At 53.2% G+C, this 15159-nt stretch carries 18 protein-coding genes; 11 read left to right on the top strand and 7 right to left on the bottom strand.

The window, feature by feature from the left end:
- Positions 1 to 9: 9 nt before the first annotated feature.
- Genes agaC through HBM92_RS02955 form a run of 3 tightly spaced genes read left to right on the top strand, consistent with a single transcriptional unit; the run spans position 10 to position 2362 of the window.
- Positions 10 to 813 carry a PTS galactosamine transporter subunit IIC gene (agaC, locus tag HBM92_RS02965; protein ID WP_000544473.1) on the top strand — a complete coding sequence of 268 codons (804 nt, stop codon included), beginning with the start codon at positions 10 to 12 and terminating at the stop codon, positions 811 to 813.
- The gene (gene agaD / locus HBM92_RS02960) at positions 803 to 1594 is read left to right on the top strand and encodes a PTS galactosamine transporter subunit IID (RefSeq protein WP_000534351.1); all 792 of its coding nucleotides are present in this window, start codon (positions 803 to 805) and stop codon (positions 1592 to 1594) included. Before agaC ends, agaD begins: the two co-directional genes overlap by 11 nt.
- Complete coding sequence (locus HBM92_RS02955) at positions 1595 to 2362, top strand: galactosamine-6-phosphate isomerase (protein WP_001305128.1); 768 nt, start codon at positions 1595 to 1597, stop codon at positions 2360 to 2362.
- A gap of 49 nt (positions 2363 to 2411) precedes the next feature.
- On the opposite strand, the gene rsmI is transcribed toward HBM92_RS02955, so the two are convergent.
- Positions 2412 to 3275: a 16S rRNA (cytidine(1402)-2'-O)-methyltransferase gene (gene rsmI / locus HBM92_RS02950; protein ID WP_000809265.1), complete on the bottom strand. Its 864-nt coding sequence runs from the start codon at positions 3273 to 3275 to the stop codon at positions 2412 to 2414.
- Positions 3276 to 3340: 65 nt separating this feature from the next.
- On the opposite strand from rsmI, the gene lpoA reads away from it, so the two are divergent.
- The 4 genes from lpoA to dolP are packed head-to-tail and all read left to right on the top strand — an operon-like array spanning position 3341 to position 6925.
- Positions 3341 to 5377 (top strand): penicillin-binding protein activator LpoA, encoded by a 2037-nt coding sequence (lpoA, locus tag HBM92_RS02945; protein ID WP_000249171.1) that lies wholly within the window; start codon positions 3341 to 3343, stop codon positions 5375 to 5377.
- Positions 5335 to 5730 (top strand): YraN family protein, encoded by a 396-nt coding sequence (locus HBM92_RS02940; protein ID WP_000246833.1) that lies wholly within the window; start codon positions 5335 to 5337, stop codon positions 5728 to 5730. The genes lpoA and HBM92_RS02940 overlap by 43 nt, the downstream gene beginning before the upstream one ends.
- A gap of 19 nt (positions 5731 to 5749) precedes the next feature.
- Complete coding sequence (gene diaA / locus HBM92_RS02935; RefSeq protein WP_001158035.1) at positions 5750 to 6340, top strand: DnaA initiator-associating protein DiaA; 591 nt, start codon at positions 5750 to 5752, stop codon at positions 6338 to 6340.
- Between the two features lie 9 nt (positions 6341 to 6349).
- Positions 6350 to 6925 (top strand): division/outer membrane stress-associated lipid-binding lipoprotein, encoded by a 576-nt coding sequence (gene dolP / locus HBM92_RS02930; RefSeq protein ID WP_000646033.1) that lies wholly within the window; start codon positions 6350 to 6352, stop codon positions 6923 to 6925.
- 112 nt (positions 6926 to 7037) lie between these two features.
- Here dolP and HBM92_RS02925 read toward each other — a convergent pair whose 3' ends face one another.
- The 3 genes from HBM92_RS02925 to HBM92_RS02915 form a co-directional block, all read right to left on the bottom strand.
- Positions 7038 to 8078: a permease gene (locus tag HBM92_RS02925; protein WP_000147603.1), complete on the bottom strand. Its 1041-nt coding sequence runs from the start codon at positions 8076 to 8078 to the stop codon at positions 7038 to 7040.
- A 72-nt stretch (positions 8079 to 8150) separates the two neighbouring features.
- Positions 8151 to 8786, bottom strand: coding sequence for an NAD(P)H-binding protein (locus HBM92_RS02920; RefSeq protein ID WP_000084526.1), 636 nt, complete (start codon positions 8784 to 8786; stop codon positions 8151 to 8153).
- Between the two features lie 41 nt (positions 8787 to 8827).
- A complete protein-coding gene (locus HBM92_RS02915) occupies positions 8828 to 9250 on the bottom strand; it encodes a YhbP family protein (protein ID WP_000449449.1) in 423 nt (140 codons plus the stop codon).
- Positions 9251 to 9300: 50 nt separating this feature from the next.
- Between HBM92_RS02915 and yhbQ the strand changes: the two genes are divergently transcribed.
- The gene (gene yhbQ, locus HBM92_RS02910; RefSeq protein ID WP_000189322.1) at positions 9301 to 9603 is read left to right on the top strand and encodes a DNA damage response exodeoxyribonuclease YhbQ; all 303 of its coding nucleotides are present in this window, start codon (positions 9301 to 9303) and stop codon (positions 9601 to 9603) included.
- Here yhbQ and HBM92_RS02905 read toward each other — a convergent pair.
- Positions 9590 to 10093, bottom strand: a complete 504-nt coding sequence (locus HBM92_RS02905) for a GNAT family N-acetyltransferase (RefSeq protein ID WP_000908554.1) — start codon at positions 10091 to 10093, stop codon at positions 9590 to 9592. The genes yhbQ and HBM92_RS02905 overlap by 14 nt on opposite strands.
- Complete coding sequence (locus HBM92_RS02900) at positions 10087 to 10611, bottom strand: SCP2 domain-containing protein (protein WP_001295552.1); 525 nt, start codon at positions 10609 to 10611, stop codon at positions 10087 to 10089. Before HBM92_RS02900 ends, HBM92_RS02905 begins: the two co-directional genes overlap by 7 nt.
- 208 nt (positions 10612 to 10819) lie before the next feature.
- On the opposite strand from HBM92_RS02900, the gene HBM92_RS02895 reads away from it, so the two are divergent.
- From HBM92_RS02895 to HBM92_RS02885, 3 genes are all read left to right on the top strand, one after another.
- Positions 10820 to 11815 (top strand): peptidase U32 family protein, encoded by a 996-nt coding sequence (locus HBM92_RS02895; RefSeq protein WP_001305130.1) that lies wholly within the window; start codon positions 10820 to 10822, stop codon positions 11813 to 11815.
- Between the two features lie 8 nt (positions 11816 to 11823).
- Positions 11824 to 12702: a U32 family peptidase gene (locus HBM92_RS02890; protein ID WP_001298329.1), complete on the top strand. Its 879-nt coding sequence runs from the start codon at positions 11824 to 11826 to the stop codon at positions 12700 to 12702.
- An 80-nt stretch (positions 12703 to 12782) separates the two neighbouring features.
- A complete protein-coding gene (locus HBM92_RS02885) occupies positions 12783 to 13790 on the top strand; it encodes a luciferase-like monooxygenase (RefSeq protein WP_000130380.1) in 1008 nt (335 codons plus the stop codon).
- Positions 13791 to 13908: 118 nt separating this feature from the next.
- Here HBM92_RS02885 and mtr read toward each other — a convergent pair whose 3' ends face one another.
- Entirely contained in the window at positions 13909 to 15153 is a 1245-nt protein-coding gene (gene mtr, locus HBM92_RS02880) for a tryptophan permease (protein WP_000224345.1), read from the bottom strand.
- Positions 15154 to 15159: the final 6 nt, after the last annotated feature.

Below are 15159 nucleotides of genomic sequence, written 5' to 3'. Positions count from 1 at the left end.
GTAATAAAAATGCATGAAATAACCCTACTCCAGGGATTATCCCTGGCGGCGTTAGTTTTCTTTCTGGGGATTGATTTTTGGCTGGAAGCCTTATTTTTATTCCGCCCGATAATCGTTTGTACCCTTACAGGTGCTATTCTCGGTGATATTCAGACTGGCTTAATTACCGGTGGCCTGACAGAGTTGGCTTTCGCCGGATTAACCCCTGCAGGTGGTGTTCAGCCGCCCAACCCTATTATGGCGGGTCTGATGACCACTGTCATTGCATGGTCTACGGGCGTTGATGCCAAAACGGCAATTGGTCTTGGCCTGCCGTTTAGTTTGTTAATGCAGTACGTCATTCTGTTCTTCTATTCCGCTTTCTCATTATTTATGACCAAAGCCGATAAATGCGCAAAAGAGGCGGATACGGCAGCATTTTCCCGACTTAACTGGACAACGATGCTCATCGTCGCTTCAGCGTATGCGGTGATTGCTTTCCTCTGTACTTACCTGGCACAAGGGGCGATGCAGGCGCTGGTGAAAGCGATGCCCGCCTGGCTGACCCACGGCTTTGAAGTGGCTGGCGGTATTCTGCCTGCCGTTGGTTTTGGCTTGCTGCTGCGCGTGATGTTCAAAGCGCAATATATCCCTTACCTGATCGCCGATTTCCTGTTCGTTTGCTACATCCAGGTCAGCAACCTGTTGCCGGTTGCCGTACTGGGCGCAGGCTTTGCGGTGTATGAGTTTTTCAATGCGAAATCCCGGCAGCAAGCGCAACCGCAGCCCGTTGCCAGTAAAAATGAAGAAGAGGACTACAGCAATGGGATCTGAAATCAGTAAAAAAGATATCACCCGTCTGGGCTTTCGTTCGTCACTGCTACAAGCAAGCTTTAACTACGAAAGGATGCAGGCGGGCGGTTTTACCTGGGCGATGTTGCCGATCCTGAAAAAGATTTATAAGGACGACAAACCGGGCCTAAGCGCGGCGATGAAAGATAACCTCGAATTTATTAATACCCACCCTAATCTGGTCGGATTCCTGATGGGGTTATTAATTTCGATGGAAGAAAAAGGAGAAAACCGCGACACCATTAAAGGCCTCAAAGTGGCGCTGTTTGGCCCAATCGCCGGGATTGGCGATGCGATTTTCTGGTTTACCTTGTTGCCAATTATGGCGGGGATTTGCTCATCGTTTGCCAGTCAGGGGAACCTGTTGGGACCGATTTTGTTTTTCGCCGTTTACCTGCTTATCTTTTTCCTGCGCGTCGGCTGGACCCACGTCGGTTATTCAGTCGGCGTGAAGGCTATCGATAAAGTGCGAGAGAACTCGCAGATGATTGCTCGTTCGGCAACCATCCTCGGGATCACAGTAATCGGCGGGCTGATCGCTTCGTATGTGCATATTAACGTGGTGACGTCGTTTGCCATCGACAGTACCCACAGCGTCGCACTGCAACAGGATTTCTTCGATAAAGTCTTCCCGAATATTTTACCGATGGCCTACACCCTGCTGATGTATTACTTCCTGCGGGTGAAAAAAGCGCATCCGGTGCTGTTAATCGGCGTGACGTTTGTTCTTTCTATTGTTTGTTCTGCATTCGGCATTTTGTAAATGGAACGAGGCACCGCGTCTGGCGGTGCCTCTTTACTTAAGGAATTTCATCCTGTGCAACCCCTTCAACAAGTTGAAAACTATACGGCATTAAGTGAACGTGCCAGCGAATATTTATTGGCCGTGATCCGTCGCAAACCGGATGCCGTGATTTGCCTGGCGACCGGAGCCACGCCATTACTGACGTATCATTATCTGGTAGAAAAAATCCACCAGCAGCAGGTTGATGTCAGCCATCTCACCTTCGTGAAGCTCGACGAATGGGTGGATCTGCCATTAACGATGCCTGGCACCTGCGAAACTTTCCTACAACAGCATATCGTGCAGCCGCTGGGGCTGCGTGAAGACCAGCTCATCAGCTTTCGCTCCGAAGAGATAAATGAGACAGAGTGCGAACGGGTAACGAACCTGATTGCGCGCAAAGGCGGTCTGGATTTATGCGTTCTCGGATTGGGGAAAAACGGTCATCTTGGGCTGAACGAACCGGGAGAAAGCCTGCAACCAGCCTGCCATATCAGTCAACTTGATGCCAGAACACAGCAACATGAGATGTTAAAAACCGCGGACCGTCCCGTGACTCGTGGGATCACCTTAGGCCTGAAGGATATTCTCAATGCCCGCGAAGTTTTGTTACTGGTGACTGGCGAAGGAAAACAGGATGCGACAGAACGTTTTCTCACGGCTAAAGTCTCCACCGCTATCCCGGCTTCATTTTTATGGCTGCATAACCATTTCACATGCGTGATTGATGAAATGTGTCGTCGTTAACTCGCCAGGTAAAGGCGTTGTAGCGCTATTCCTGCTGCGACGCCTGTAATCACTCTCCCTGCTGCTCCAGCGCATACTTATACAGCGCATTTTTCTTCACGCCGTGAATTTCTGCGGCCAGCGCCGCCGCTTTTTTCAGCGGCAGTTCTGCCTGTAGCAGCGCCAGCGTGCGCAGGGCATCAGCAGGCAAGTCATTTTCCTGCGCTTTATGGCCTTCGACAATCAGCACCATTTCGCCTTTGCGACGGTTTTCATCTTCTTTTACCCACGCCAGCAGCTCGCCAACGGGCGCGCCGTGAATGGTTTCCCAGGTTTTGGTTAGCTCACGCGCCAGAACCACGTAACGGGATTCGCCTAATACCGCAACGATATCTTCCAGGCTATCTAACAGACGGTGGGTAGATTCATAAAAAATCAGCGTGCGCGGCTCCGCTTCAATAGCTTTTAGCGCATCACGGCGGCCTTTTGATTTGGCAGGTAAAAAGCCTTCATAACAAAAACGATCGGATGGTAAACCCGCGGCGCTTAACGCAGTGATAGCAGCACACGGCCCTGGTAGCGGCACCACGCGAATCCCCGCTTCACGACAGGTACGCACCAGATGGTAGCCAGGATCGTTAATTAGCGGCGTTCCGGCATCGGAAACCAGCGCAATGTTTTGCCCCTCTTGCAGCTTCGCCAGCAGCGTTTCGGCTTTTTGTTGTTCATTATGGTCGTGCAGCGCAAACAACCGGGCATTAATCCCAAAATGTTGCAGCAATAAACCGGTGTGACGCGTATCCTCGGCGGCAATCAGATCAACGGCCTGTAATACCTCCAACGCACGCTGGGTGATATCCGCCAGATTGCCGATTGGCGTCGGTACAATGTAAAGCTGCCCCTGAGAATTATCCGCCGATTGGTGTTGTTTCATTGTGTCGTCCGTATTGCCGATTTAATATTGAGCATTGCGTAAAAAAAAATATCACTGGATACATTATGGTACCCTCAACATTTTCTCGTTTGAAAGCCGCGCGTTGTCTGCCTGTTGTTCTGGCAGCCCTGATTTTCGCCGGTTGTGGCACCCATACTCCCGATCAGTCCACTGCTTATATGCAGGGCACGGCGCAGGCTGATTCTGCCTTTTACCTGCAACAGATGCAGCAAAGTTCTGATGATACCAGGATCAACTGGCAATTACTCGCCATTCGTGCACTGGTGAAAGAAGGTAAAACCGGGCAGGCGGTTGAGTTGTTTAACCAACTACCGCAAGAACTGAATGATACTCAGCGTCGCGAGAAAACACTGCTGGCGGCAGAGATAAAACTGGCGCAGAAAGATTTTGCTGGCGCGCAAAACTTGCTGGCGAAAATCACACCTGCCGATTTAGAACAAAACCAGCAAGCCCGTTACTGGCAGGCAAAAATCGATGCCAGCCAGGGGCGTCCTTCCATTGATTTACTGCGCGCGTTAATTGCTCAGGAACCGCTGCTCGGTGCGAAAGAAAAGCAGCAGAATATTGACGCCACATGGCAGGCGCTCTCCTCCATGACTCAGGAGCAGGCGAATACGCTGGTGATCAACGCCGACGAAAATATTCTGCAAGGCTGGCTGGATTTGCAGCGCGTCTGGTTTGATAACCGTAACGATCCTGACATGATGAAAGCTGGGATCGCCGACTGGCAGAAACGTTATCCGAACAACCCGGGCGCGAAAATGCTGCCAACGCAGTTGGTTAACGTAAAAGCGTTTAAACCAGCATCGACCAACAAAATCGCCCTGCTGTTGCCGCTGAATGGCCAGGCAGCGGTATTTGGTCGCACTATTCAGCAAGGCTTTGAAGCGGCGAAAAATATCGGCACTCAGCCAGTGGTGGCCCAGGTAGCAGCCGCACCTGCCGCAGACGTAGCAGAACAACCTCAGCCGCAAACCGTGGATGGCGTTGCCAGCCCGGCACAAGCTTCGGTTAGCGATCTGACCGGTGAACAGCCTGCGGCCCAGTCGGTGCCTGTAAGCGCCCCGGCGACAAGCACCGCAGCGGTAAGCGCACCCGCAAATCCATCCGCAGAGCTGAAAATCTACGATACCTCATCACAACCACTTAGCCAGATCTTAAGCCAGGTTCAGCAGGATGGCGCGAGTATTGTGGTCGGTCCGTTGCTGAAAAATAACGTTGAAGAGTTGCTGAAGAGCAACACTCCGCTGAACGTGCTGGCACTGAACCAGCCGGAGAACATCGAAAACCGCGTCAATATTTGTTACTTCGCGCTTTCACCGGAAGACGAAGCGCGCGATGCAGCGCGTCATATTCGTGACCAGGGTAAACAAGCGCCGCTGGTGCTGATCCCACGCAGTTCATTGGGCGATCGCGTAGCCAATGCGTTTGCGCAAGAGTGGCAGAAACTGGGCGGCGGCACCGTTCTGCAACAAAAATTTGGTTCCACCAGCGAGTTACGCGCGGGTGTTAACGGCGGTTCGGGTATCGCTTTAACGGGTAGCCCGATTACTCCCAGAGAAACAACCGACTCCGGCATGACGACCAACAATCCAACGCTGCAAACCACACCAACCGATGATCAGTTCACCAATAATGGCGGTCGTGTCGATGCGGTGTACATTGTGGCAACGCCGGGTGAAATCGCTTTTATCAAACCAATGATCGCCATGCGTAACGGTAGCCAGAGCGGTGCAACGCTGTACGCCAGCTCCCGCAGTGCGCAAGGGACCGCTGGCCCGGATTTCCGCCTGGAGATGGAAGGCTTGCAGTACAGCGAAATCCCGATGCTGGCAGGCGGTAATCTGCCGTTAATGCAGCAGGCGCTCAGCGCGGTGAACAACGATTATTCGCTGGCTCGCATGTATGCGATGGGCGTCGATGCCTGGTCGTTGGCAAATCATTTCTCACAAATGCGCCAGGTTCAGGGTTTTGAAATCAACGGTAATACCGGAAGCCTGACGGCAAACCCGGATTGCGTGATTAACAGGAAGTTATCATGGCTACAGTACCAACAAGGTCAGGTAGTCCCCGCCAGTTAACCACCAAACAGACCGGCGATGCGTGGGAAGCACAAGCGCGTCGCTGGCTGGAAGGCAAAGGACTACGGTTTATCGCCGCTAACGTGAACGAGCGTGGCGGCGAGATCGATCTGATAATGCGTGAAGGCCGGACCACCGTTTTTATCGAGGTGCGTTACCGCCGCTCTGCGCTTTATGGCGGCGCGGCAGCCAGTGTGACCCGCAGCAAACAACACAAATTATTACAGACTGCCCGCTTGTGGCTCGCGCGTCATAATGGGAGTTTTGATACTGTGGATTGCCGGTTCGATGTGGTAGCCTTCACCGGGAATGAGGTTGAGTGGATTAAGGATGCCTTTAATGACCACTCATAATTAAGGTTTAAGGATTAGCGTGCAAGAAAGAATTAAAGCTTGCTTCACTGAAAGCATTCAAACTCAAATTGCGGCGGCAGAGGCGCTTCCGGATGCCATCTCCCGTGCAGCCATGACGCTGGTTCAGTCTCTGCTCAATGGCAACAAAATCCTCTGTTGTGGTAATGGAACTTCCGCTGCCAATGCACAGCATTTTGCTGCCAGCATGATCAACCGTTTCGAAACGGAGCGGCCCAGCTTACCTGCCATTGCACTAAATACTGATAATGTTGTCTTAACGGCAATTGCCAACGATCGCTTACATGATGAAGTGTATGCAAAACAGGTGCGGGCGCTGGGCCATGCGGGAGATGTATTGTTAGCCATTTCCACCCGTGGCAACAGCCGCGATATTGTAAAAGCGGTAGAAGCTGCCGTTACGCGTGATATGACCATTGTGGCATTAACCGGCTATGACGGCGGTGAACTTGCAGGTTTGTTAGGGCCACAGGATGTGGAGATCCGCATTCCTTCGCATCGTAGTGCTCGCATTCAGGAAATGCATATGCTGACGGTAAATTGCCTGTGCGATCTGATCGATAACACGCTTTTCCCTCACCAGGATGTTTAAGGAGAATACATGAAGGCATTATCGCCAATCGCAGTCCTTATTTCCGCGCTGCTGTTGCAAGGTTGTGTTGCCGCTGCCGTAGTGGGTACTGCTGCTGTGGGTACCAAAGCCGCAACTGACCCACGCAGTGTCGGCACCCAGGTAGACGATGGTACCCTGGAAGTGCGCGTGAACAGCGCATTGTCGAAAGACGAACAAATTAAGAAAGAAGCGCGCATTAATGTAACGGCCTATCAGGGCAAAGTGCTGCTGGTTGGGCAGTCACCAAACGCTGAACTTTCGGCTCGCGCCAAACAGATTGCTATGGGCGTAGACGGTGCCAACGAAGTGTATAACGAGATTCGTCAGGGCCAGCCGATTGGTCTGGGCGAAGCGTCTAACGATACGTGGATCACCACCAAAGTACGTTCGCAGCTGTTAACCAGCGACCTGGTGAAATCGTCCAACGTGAAAGTGACCACCGAAAACGGTGAAGTGTTCCTGATGGGGCTGGTGACTGAACGTGAAGCGAAAGCGGCGGCAGATATTGCCAGCCGGGTAAGCGGCGTGAAGCGGGTAACTACGGCGTTTACGTTTATTAAATAGCAGCCCTTGTAATGCCTGATGCGACGCTTGCAGCGTCTTATCAGGCCTACAACGATGCAAACCGTAGGTCGGATAAGGCGTTTACGCCGCATCCGACATGTTTTCCCTCAAATCAAACCAACAGCGCCAGCCCGCCGACAATCACACCAGACACTGCCACCATCGCCCCCGTCAGCCATAAGGCTTTCGCCGGAAACGCTTTACGCAACATAATCAGTGACGGCAAACTCACCGCCGGGAGCGTCATCAACAATGCCAGCGCCGGAGCGGTTCCCATACCTGCCAGCATCATCGTTTGTACAATCGGAATTTCTGCTGCCGTGGGAATGACAAACAAGCATCCCGCTACCGCCATCGCCACCACCCACATCAGGCTGTTATCGACAGCACCATCGGCATGGGGGAATAACCAGACGCGAGCGGCACCCAACACCAGTACTGCAAGGATGTAAACCGGGATCGTACTCCAGAAAAGCGTCCATAGCGCCCTGCCCCAGCGGCTAAAAAAACCGCCCTGTGATTCCGGTATGTCAATTTCGACCGGTGCCTGCGTTTGCGGTGTTTCACGCACCCATTTTTGCACCAGCGTCGCAATCAGCAACACCATCACCAGCCCCGCCACCAGACGAATCGCCGCAAAACCCCAGCCGAGGACGAACCCCATAAACACCAGCGTCGCCGGGTTTAACAACGGATTCCCCATCCAGAATGCCAGCGCACCGCCCATCGACACCTGTTGGCGACGCATTCCCGCCGCGACCGGAGCCGCACAGCAGGTACACATCATGCCCGGCAGAGAAAACAGCGTTCCCAGCAACGTGCCGCGAAAGCGCGATTGCCCAAGCGTACGCAACAACCAGTCACGCGGGATCAGCACCTGAATCAACGAACCGAGGATCACCCCCAGCACCGCCGCTTTCCATACCGCGAGAAAATAGATCATCGCGTAATCCAACGCCGCCTGCCACGGATTAGCATCTGCCTGCGCAAGGATAGATTTACCGATACTGTGGGTTTCGGCAGCAGTAAACGCTTTGCCGTAGTAAGGTTGCCATTTCACATACCAGAGACCGGCAATGACAACGAGAAAGAAAAGCGCGGGTTTCCACCACTGAATGGGCGTTGCCGCCTGAGATGAAGACTGACCAGTCATAGCATTCCCCAGGAATAAGTTATGATAATTGAGCGCGTGAATATTACGCTCACTATCATTTCTTGGGAATAATTATTCAGCTCTTTTGCGTAATTCTGAAGAGCTCAAAATCGTCACGCCTTCATGCTCAGGCCGCATCGCCTCTGCCAACATGACCCGCGCCACGTCTCGTGCATCAATGGATTTCCAGTTACCCGGTAGCAAACGAAAAAGCGGCGCAAAAAGCGTTTCATTCATTCGCTGTTTGCTTCGGTCACCCAGCAGCATTGACGGACGAGCAATGGTCAATTTCGGCCAGTTCTGGGCGATTAATGCTTCTTCCATCTCCCCTTTGACGCGGTTATAGAAAAACGGCGAGTGGGCATTAGCACCCATAGCACTGACCACCAGCATATGCTGCGCACCGAGCCGCCGCCCGGTTAATGCGGTATCCACCACCAACGTGTAATCGGCATGAATAAACGCCTCTTTGCTCCCCGCTTCTCGCCGCGTGGTGCCGAGACAACAAAACACAATGTCGATGGGATCGGTGACCTGCGCCAGCGCGTCAGTCAGTTGCGGATCATGGGGATTAAACACCCCGGGCATATCGCCCAACGGACGTCGCGTCGGCGCAGCAATGGCGTTAACTTTCGGTTCATTAATCAACATCCGCAGCAGGTGACCGCCCACCAGCCCCGTTGCGCCTGTAATTAAAACCTGGCTCATATTGCCTCCCCCCGGTATGTGTACTCATGTTTAACTATAGGTTACCGTTGCCAGACCAGTTTTTTACCAAAGCCCAGCGTGTTGTCGGTGAATTTGATTTCATCGAGCCGGATTTCCCATACCGGGGCCGACAGCATTCTGGCAACCGGAAAGCGACGATTGTACGCCTTGCGTGCGAGGTCGCTTTCCTCGCCTTCCAGTCTGCGGATCTCACCTTTAAACTGCACGCCGCGAATTAACGCTACCGTTTTCGGCTGACCGTTTACCGTTCCGGCAATTGCCGCCTGCGGCCCGCTCATCTGCGCATGACGCGTTTTTTCTTCCGTCAAAATGTAGAAGGCGACTTTCTGCGCATCAAAAAGATAAAAGGCATTGGCGCACCACAGTTCCCCTTCCTGCTGCACACACCAGGTGACAACATGTTGTTTTGCCAGCCAACGGCTGATGGCGGTGAGTGTTTCCATTGCTGTTCTCTTTTATACTGTGGGCCTGACCTTAACATGCGACGCAGACGATGACACCCTGGTTTCTTTACTTGATCCGTACCGCCGACAATAAGCTTTATACCGGGATCACCACGGATGTCGAACGCCGCTATCAGCAGCACCAAAGCGGCAAAGGGGCGAAAGCACTGCGCGGGAAGGGAGAACTAACGCTGGCGTTTTCCGCACCAGTGGGCGATCGTTCGCTGGCGTTACGGGCAGAATATCGCGTTAAGCAACTGACCAAACGGCAAAAAGAGCGTCTGGTAGCGGAAGGTGCAGTGTTTGCAGAACTGTTGAGCAGCCTGCAAACCCCGGAGATTAAAAGCGATTGAAGTGCTCGTGATACTCAACCAGACCAGTTACACCGTTCAGCGCGTCATCCGCTAAACGATGTACCTGGAAGGCACTTTCAGTGCCCGGCCAGCGGCAACGCAGATCGTGATGTGCCGCCAGTTCAAAGCCGAAACGGCTGTACAGCGCCGGATCGCCCAGCGTCACCACTGCGGCATAGCCGAACTCATTAAGCGAATCGAGTCCTTCATAGACCAGTTGGCGTGCCAGCCCCTGTCCACGGTATTTTTCATCTACCGCCAGCGGTGCCATGCCGACCCATTGCAGGTCTTCGCCCTGCACATCAACCGGACTAAATGCCACATAGCCAATGACCTGACCTTCGTCATCTGTCGCCACCAGCCCCAGCGTCAGAAAGCCATCTTCACGCAGATCGTGAACCAGCTTCGCTTCCGCATCACTTTCGAATGAACGACGCAGCAGGGCATCAATACCCGGCGCATCAATGGGAATTTCTACTCGAATTAGCATGGTTCACCTACCGATGTCTGTTTGGTTTCAGGCGCGGTTTTCATTCCCGCCTCAACAAAATCCGCCAGTTGCAGCAGCATCATGCGTAAGGCTTTCGGCATTTGCTCCAGTTCAATGGCGTCCATCAGGTTTTTCACATACAGCCCCAGCTCCGTATCGCCTTCAATCACCAGCCGACGCTGGAAGAAGAGCGTATCCGGATCTTGTTTACGCGCCGCAATCATCAGCAGATCGCTGGCGTCGGCACTAAAACTCACATCAGCTTGCGCGTTCTGGCTAACGACCAGTTTGCCATTCACCACCGAGGTAAACCATTGCAGGTCAATATCACGCACATGAATACTTAACCAGCGACCTTCAAGAAACTCCAGCTCGCCATCATCCAGCGCCTGACGGAATTGCCAGCTTAAGACCTGCTCAAGAACCTGGCGTTTTAGCGCAAATGGCGTCAGTTTTACCGGTACACTCAACAGAGATGGCCCCAAATGCACAATACGGGAACGCAGTTTATCCAACACGAGTTTTACTCCCTGTTTCAACAATCATCCTATTTTGCCATATCAGAAAAATAACATAGCGGTATAAATCAACAATTCCATATGAAATTGCTGCTACCACCAATACAACTTTAACTGCCTTAAATCAAAAATTGTCGCAGCAAGGTTAACTAAAATCCCAGTTCGTTAACATTTTTGCGTTTTGATAGCGCAACCTTCAGGAAAAATTATGGAGCTGCTCTGCCCTGCCGGAAATCTCCCGGCGCTTAAGGCGGCCATCGAAAACGGCGCAGATGCTGTTTATATCGGGCTAAAAGATGATACCAATGCCCGTCACTTCGCCGGCCTTAACTTTACCGAGAAAAAATTGCAGGAAGCGGTGAGTTTTGTCCATCAACATCGCCGCAAACTTCACATCGCGATTAACACTTTTGCGCATCCGGACGGTTACGCCCGTTGGCAGCGCGCCGTGGATATGGCGGCGCAACTGGGTGCCGACGCGCTGATACTCGCCGACCTCGCCATGCTGGAGTACGCCGCCGAGCGTTATCCGCATATTGAGCGCCACGTATCGGTGCAGGCTTCGGCGACCAATGAAGAGGCGATTAACTTTTATCATCGCCATTTTGACGTTGCCCGCGTGGTGCTGCCGCGCGTGTTGTCGATTCATCAGGTGAAACAACTGGCACGGGTCACACCTGTACCACTGGAAGTCTTTGCTTTCGGCAGCCTGTGCATTATGTCGGAAGGTCGTTGCTATCTGTCGTCGTATTTGACGGGTGAGTCGCCCAACACCGTGGGCGCGTGTTCTCCGGCCCGTTTCGTGCGCTGGCAACAAACGCCGCAGGGGCTGGAATCCCGCCTGAACGAAGTGCTGATCGACCGTTATCAGGACGGCGAAAACGCAGGTTATCCGACGCTATGTAAAGGGCGTTATCTGGTGAACGGCGAGCGCTATCATGCGCTGGAAGAACCAACCAGTCTCAATACCCTTGAGCTACTGCCGGAGTTAATGGCGGCGAATATCGCTTCGGTGAAAATTGAAGGCCGCCAGCGTAGCCCTGCGTATGTCAGCCAGGTAGCGAAAGTCTGGCGTCAGGCTATCGACCGTTGTAAGGCCGATCCGCAAAACTTCGTGCCGCAAAGCGCGTGGATGGAGACGCTCGGGTCGATGTCCGAAGGCACGCAGACCACCCTTGGCGCATATCACCGTAAATGGCAGTGAGAAAAGCAATGAAATATTCCTTAGGGCCAGTGCTGTGGTACTGGCCAAAAGAGACGCTGGAAGAATTTTATCAGCAGGCCGCCGCCAGCAGCGCCGACGTGATTTATCTTGGTGAAGCGGTATGCAGCAAGCGCCGGGCAACCAAAGTTGGCGACTGGCTGGAGATGGCAAAATCACTCGCCGGAAGTGGCAAGCAGATTGTGCTCTCCACGCTGGCGCTGGTGCAAGCATCCTCCGAACTGGGCGAACTGAAACGCTATGTTGAGAACGGTGAGTTTCTGATTGAAGCCAGCGATCTCGGCGTGGTGAATATGTGCGCTGAACGCAAACTGCCGTTCGTCGCCGGGCACGCGCTGAACTGCTACAACGCGGTGACGCTGAAAATATTGCTCAAACAGGGCATGATGCGCTGGTGTATGCCGGTGGAGCTTTCCCGCGACTGGCTGGTGAATCTGCTTAATCAGTGCGATGAGCTGGGCATTCGTAACCAGTTTGAAGTGGAAGTCTTGAGCTACGGTCATCTGCCGCTGGCCTACTCTGCTCGCTGCTTTACCGCGCGTTCGGAAGACCGCCCGAAAGATGAGTGTGAAACCTGCTGCATTAAGTATCCGAACGGGCGCAACGTGCTGTCGCAGGAAAACCAACAAGTGTTTGTGCTCAATGGCATTCAGACCATGAGCGGCTACGTGTACAACCTCGGTAACGAGCTGGCATCCATGCAGGGGCTGGTTGATGTGGTCCGCCTGTCACCGCAGGGTACTGACACTTTCGCGATGCTCGACGCCTTCCGCGCTAATGAAAATGGCGCTGCACCACTCCCGTTGACGGCAAACAGCGACTGTAACGGCTACTGGCGACGGCTGGCTGGGCTGGAACTGCAAGCCTAAGCAAATAGCTCACTTTGTTAACAACTTTAACTACCCTTTAATGCAGTATTAAAGATTAATCGGTAACAAAGTGAGCTGTTATGACTGATAAAACCATTGCGTTTTCACTACTCGATCTGGCCCCCATCCCCGAAGGTTCTTCAGCGCGGGAAGCGTTCTCCCACTCTCTCGATCTCGCCCGTCTGGCTGAAAAGCGCGGCTATCATCGCTACTGGCTGGCGGAACACCACAATATGACCGGCATTGCCAGTGCTGCAACATCAGTATTGATTGGCTATCTGGCGGCAAATACCACCACGCTGCATCTGGGGTCTGGCGGCGTGATGTTACCAAACCACTCACCGTTGGTGATTGCCGAACAGTTCGGCACGCTCAATACGCTCTATCCGGGGCGAATCGATTTGGGGCTGGGTCGTGCGCCAGGTAGTGACCAACGGACAATGATGGCACTACGTCGCCATATGAGCGGCGATATTGATAATTTCCCCCGCGATGTCGCGGAGCTGGTGGACTGGTTTGACGCCCGTGATCCCAATCCGCATGTGCGCCCTGTACCGGGCTATGGCGAGAAAATCCCCGTGTGGTTATTAGGCTCCAGCCTTTACAGTGCACAACTGGCGGCGCAGCTTGGTCTGCCGTTTGCGTTTGCCTCACACTTCGCGCCGGATATGTTGTTCCAGGCGCTGCATCTTTATCGCAGCAACTTCAAACCGTCGGCACGGTTGGAGAAACCGTATGCGATGGTGTGCATCAATATTATCGCCGCCGACAGCAACCGCGATGCCGAATTCCTGTTTACCTCAATGCAGCAAGCCTTTGTGAAGCTGCGCCGCGGCGAAACCGGGCAACTGCCGCCACCGATTCAAAATATGGATCAGTTCTGGTCGCCGTCCGAACAGTATGGTGTGCAGCAGGCGCTGAGTATGTCGCTGGTGGGCGATAAAGCGAAAGTGCGTCATGGCTTGCAGTCGATCCTGCGCGAAACCGACGCCGATGAGATTATGGTTAACGGGCAGATTTTCGACCACCAGGCGCGCCTGCATTCGTTTGAACTGGCGATGGATGTGAAGGAAGAATTATTGGGGTAGTGTGTTTTAACGTAGGAAGCCTTATCCGAGATGGCAACGCTGCCCTACACAATGCCTGATAAGCGAAGCGCATCAGGCATTGTGTAGGCAGCAGAAATGTCGGATAAGGCACCGCTGATTACTGATACACCGGCAGCAAATTAAAGCTCGATAAAATATGCACCAGTGCGTTGCCAACGCCAAACACCAGAATCAGCGCAATCATCGGCTTGCCGCCCCAGACGCGGAATTTCGGGCTGCCAAAGCGTTTACGCGATGCGCGGGCCAACAGCGCCGGTACAATTGCCGCCCAGATAGTAGCTGCTAAGCCAGCATAACCAATGGCGTACAGGAATCCGTTAGGAAACAGCAGGCCACCCACAACAGGCGGGGCAAAGGTCAGCAACGCTGTTTTCAAACGGCCCATAGCCGAGTCGTCAAAACCAAACAGATCTGCCAGATAGTCAAACAAACCCAGCGTTACGCCAAGGAACGAACTCGCTACCGCAAAGTTTGAGAACACGACCAGTAGAAGGTCCAGACTACGGCTGTTCAGTACGCCGCTTAACGCCTGTACCAGCACATCAATATTACCGCCCTTCTCGGCGATGCCGATAAACTCCGGACGCGGGATGTTACCCATCGTCGCCAGCAACCAGATGGTATACAGCGCCAGCGCCATCAGCGTACCGTACACCAGGCATTTCACGATGGTTTTCGGATCTTTGCCGTAATACTTCATCAGGCTCGGTACGTTACCGTGATAACCAAACGATGCCAGACAGAACGGCAGCGTCATCAACAGATACGGTGCATAAGACGCATTGCTTTCGGCGACGTTGAACAATGTCGCAGGCTGCACATGCCCCAGCAGGCTACCGAAGGTGAGGAAGAAGGTAATGACTTTCGCCCCCAGCACAATCGCTGTCATGCGACTGACGGCTTTGGTGCTCAACCACACCACAAACGCTACCAACAGTGCAAAACCAAAACCCGCTGCCCGTGCCGGGACGTTTAGCGACATCTCTGCGAAGGTGTGATGCAGAATCGAACCGCTGGCAGAAATATAGGCGTAAGTCAGGATATAGAGCACAAAGGCAATGGAAATGCCGTTGACTACGTTCCAGCCTTTGCCCAGCAAATCTTTGGTGATGGTGTCAAAGCTAGAACCGATTCGATAATTCAGGTTAGCTTCCAGAATCATCAAGCCGGAATGCAGCATACAGAACCAGGTAAAGATCAGCGCCGCCATTGACCAGAAGAACCACGCCCCGGACATGACCACAGGCAGAGAAAACATCCCTGCGCCAATAATGGTGCCGCCGATAATCACCACGCCGCCAAGCAGCGACGGTGACGTTTGGGTGGTGGTTAGTGTTGCCATGAGGGC

Origin of the sequence: Escherichia sp. E.sYA108 (assembly GCF_011754335.1) — a bacterium.
In the GTDB taxonomy this organism is placed as follows: Bacteria; Pseudomonadota; Gammaproteobacteria; order Enterobacterales; family Enterobacteriaceae; genus Escherichia; species Escherichia coli.
Note: the sequence above shows the minus strand (reverse complement) of the source record. Positions and strands in the feature narration are given on the sequence as shown.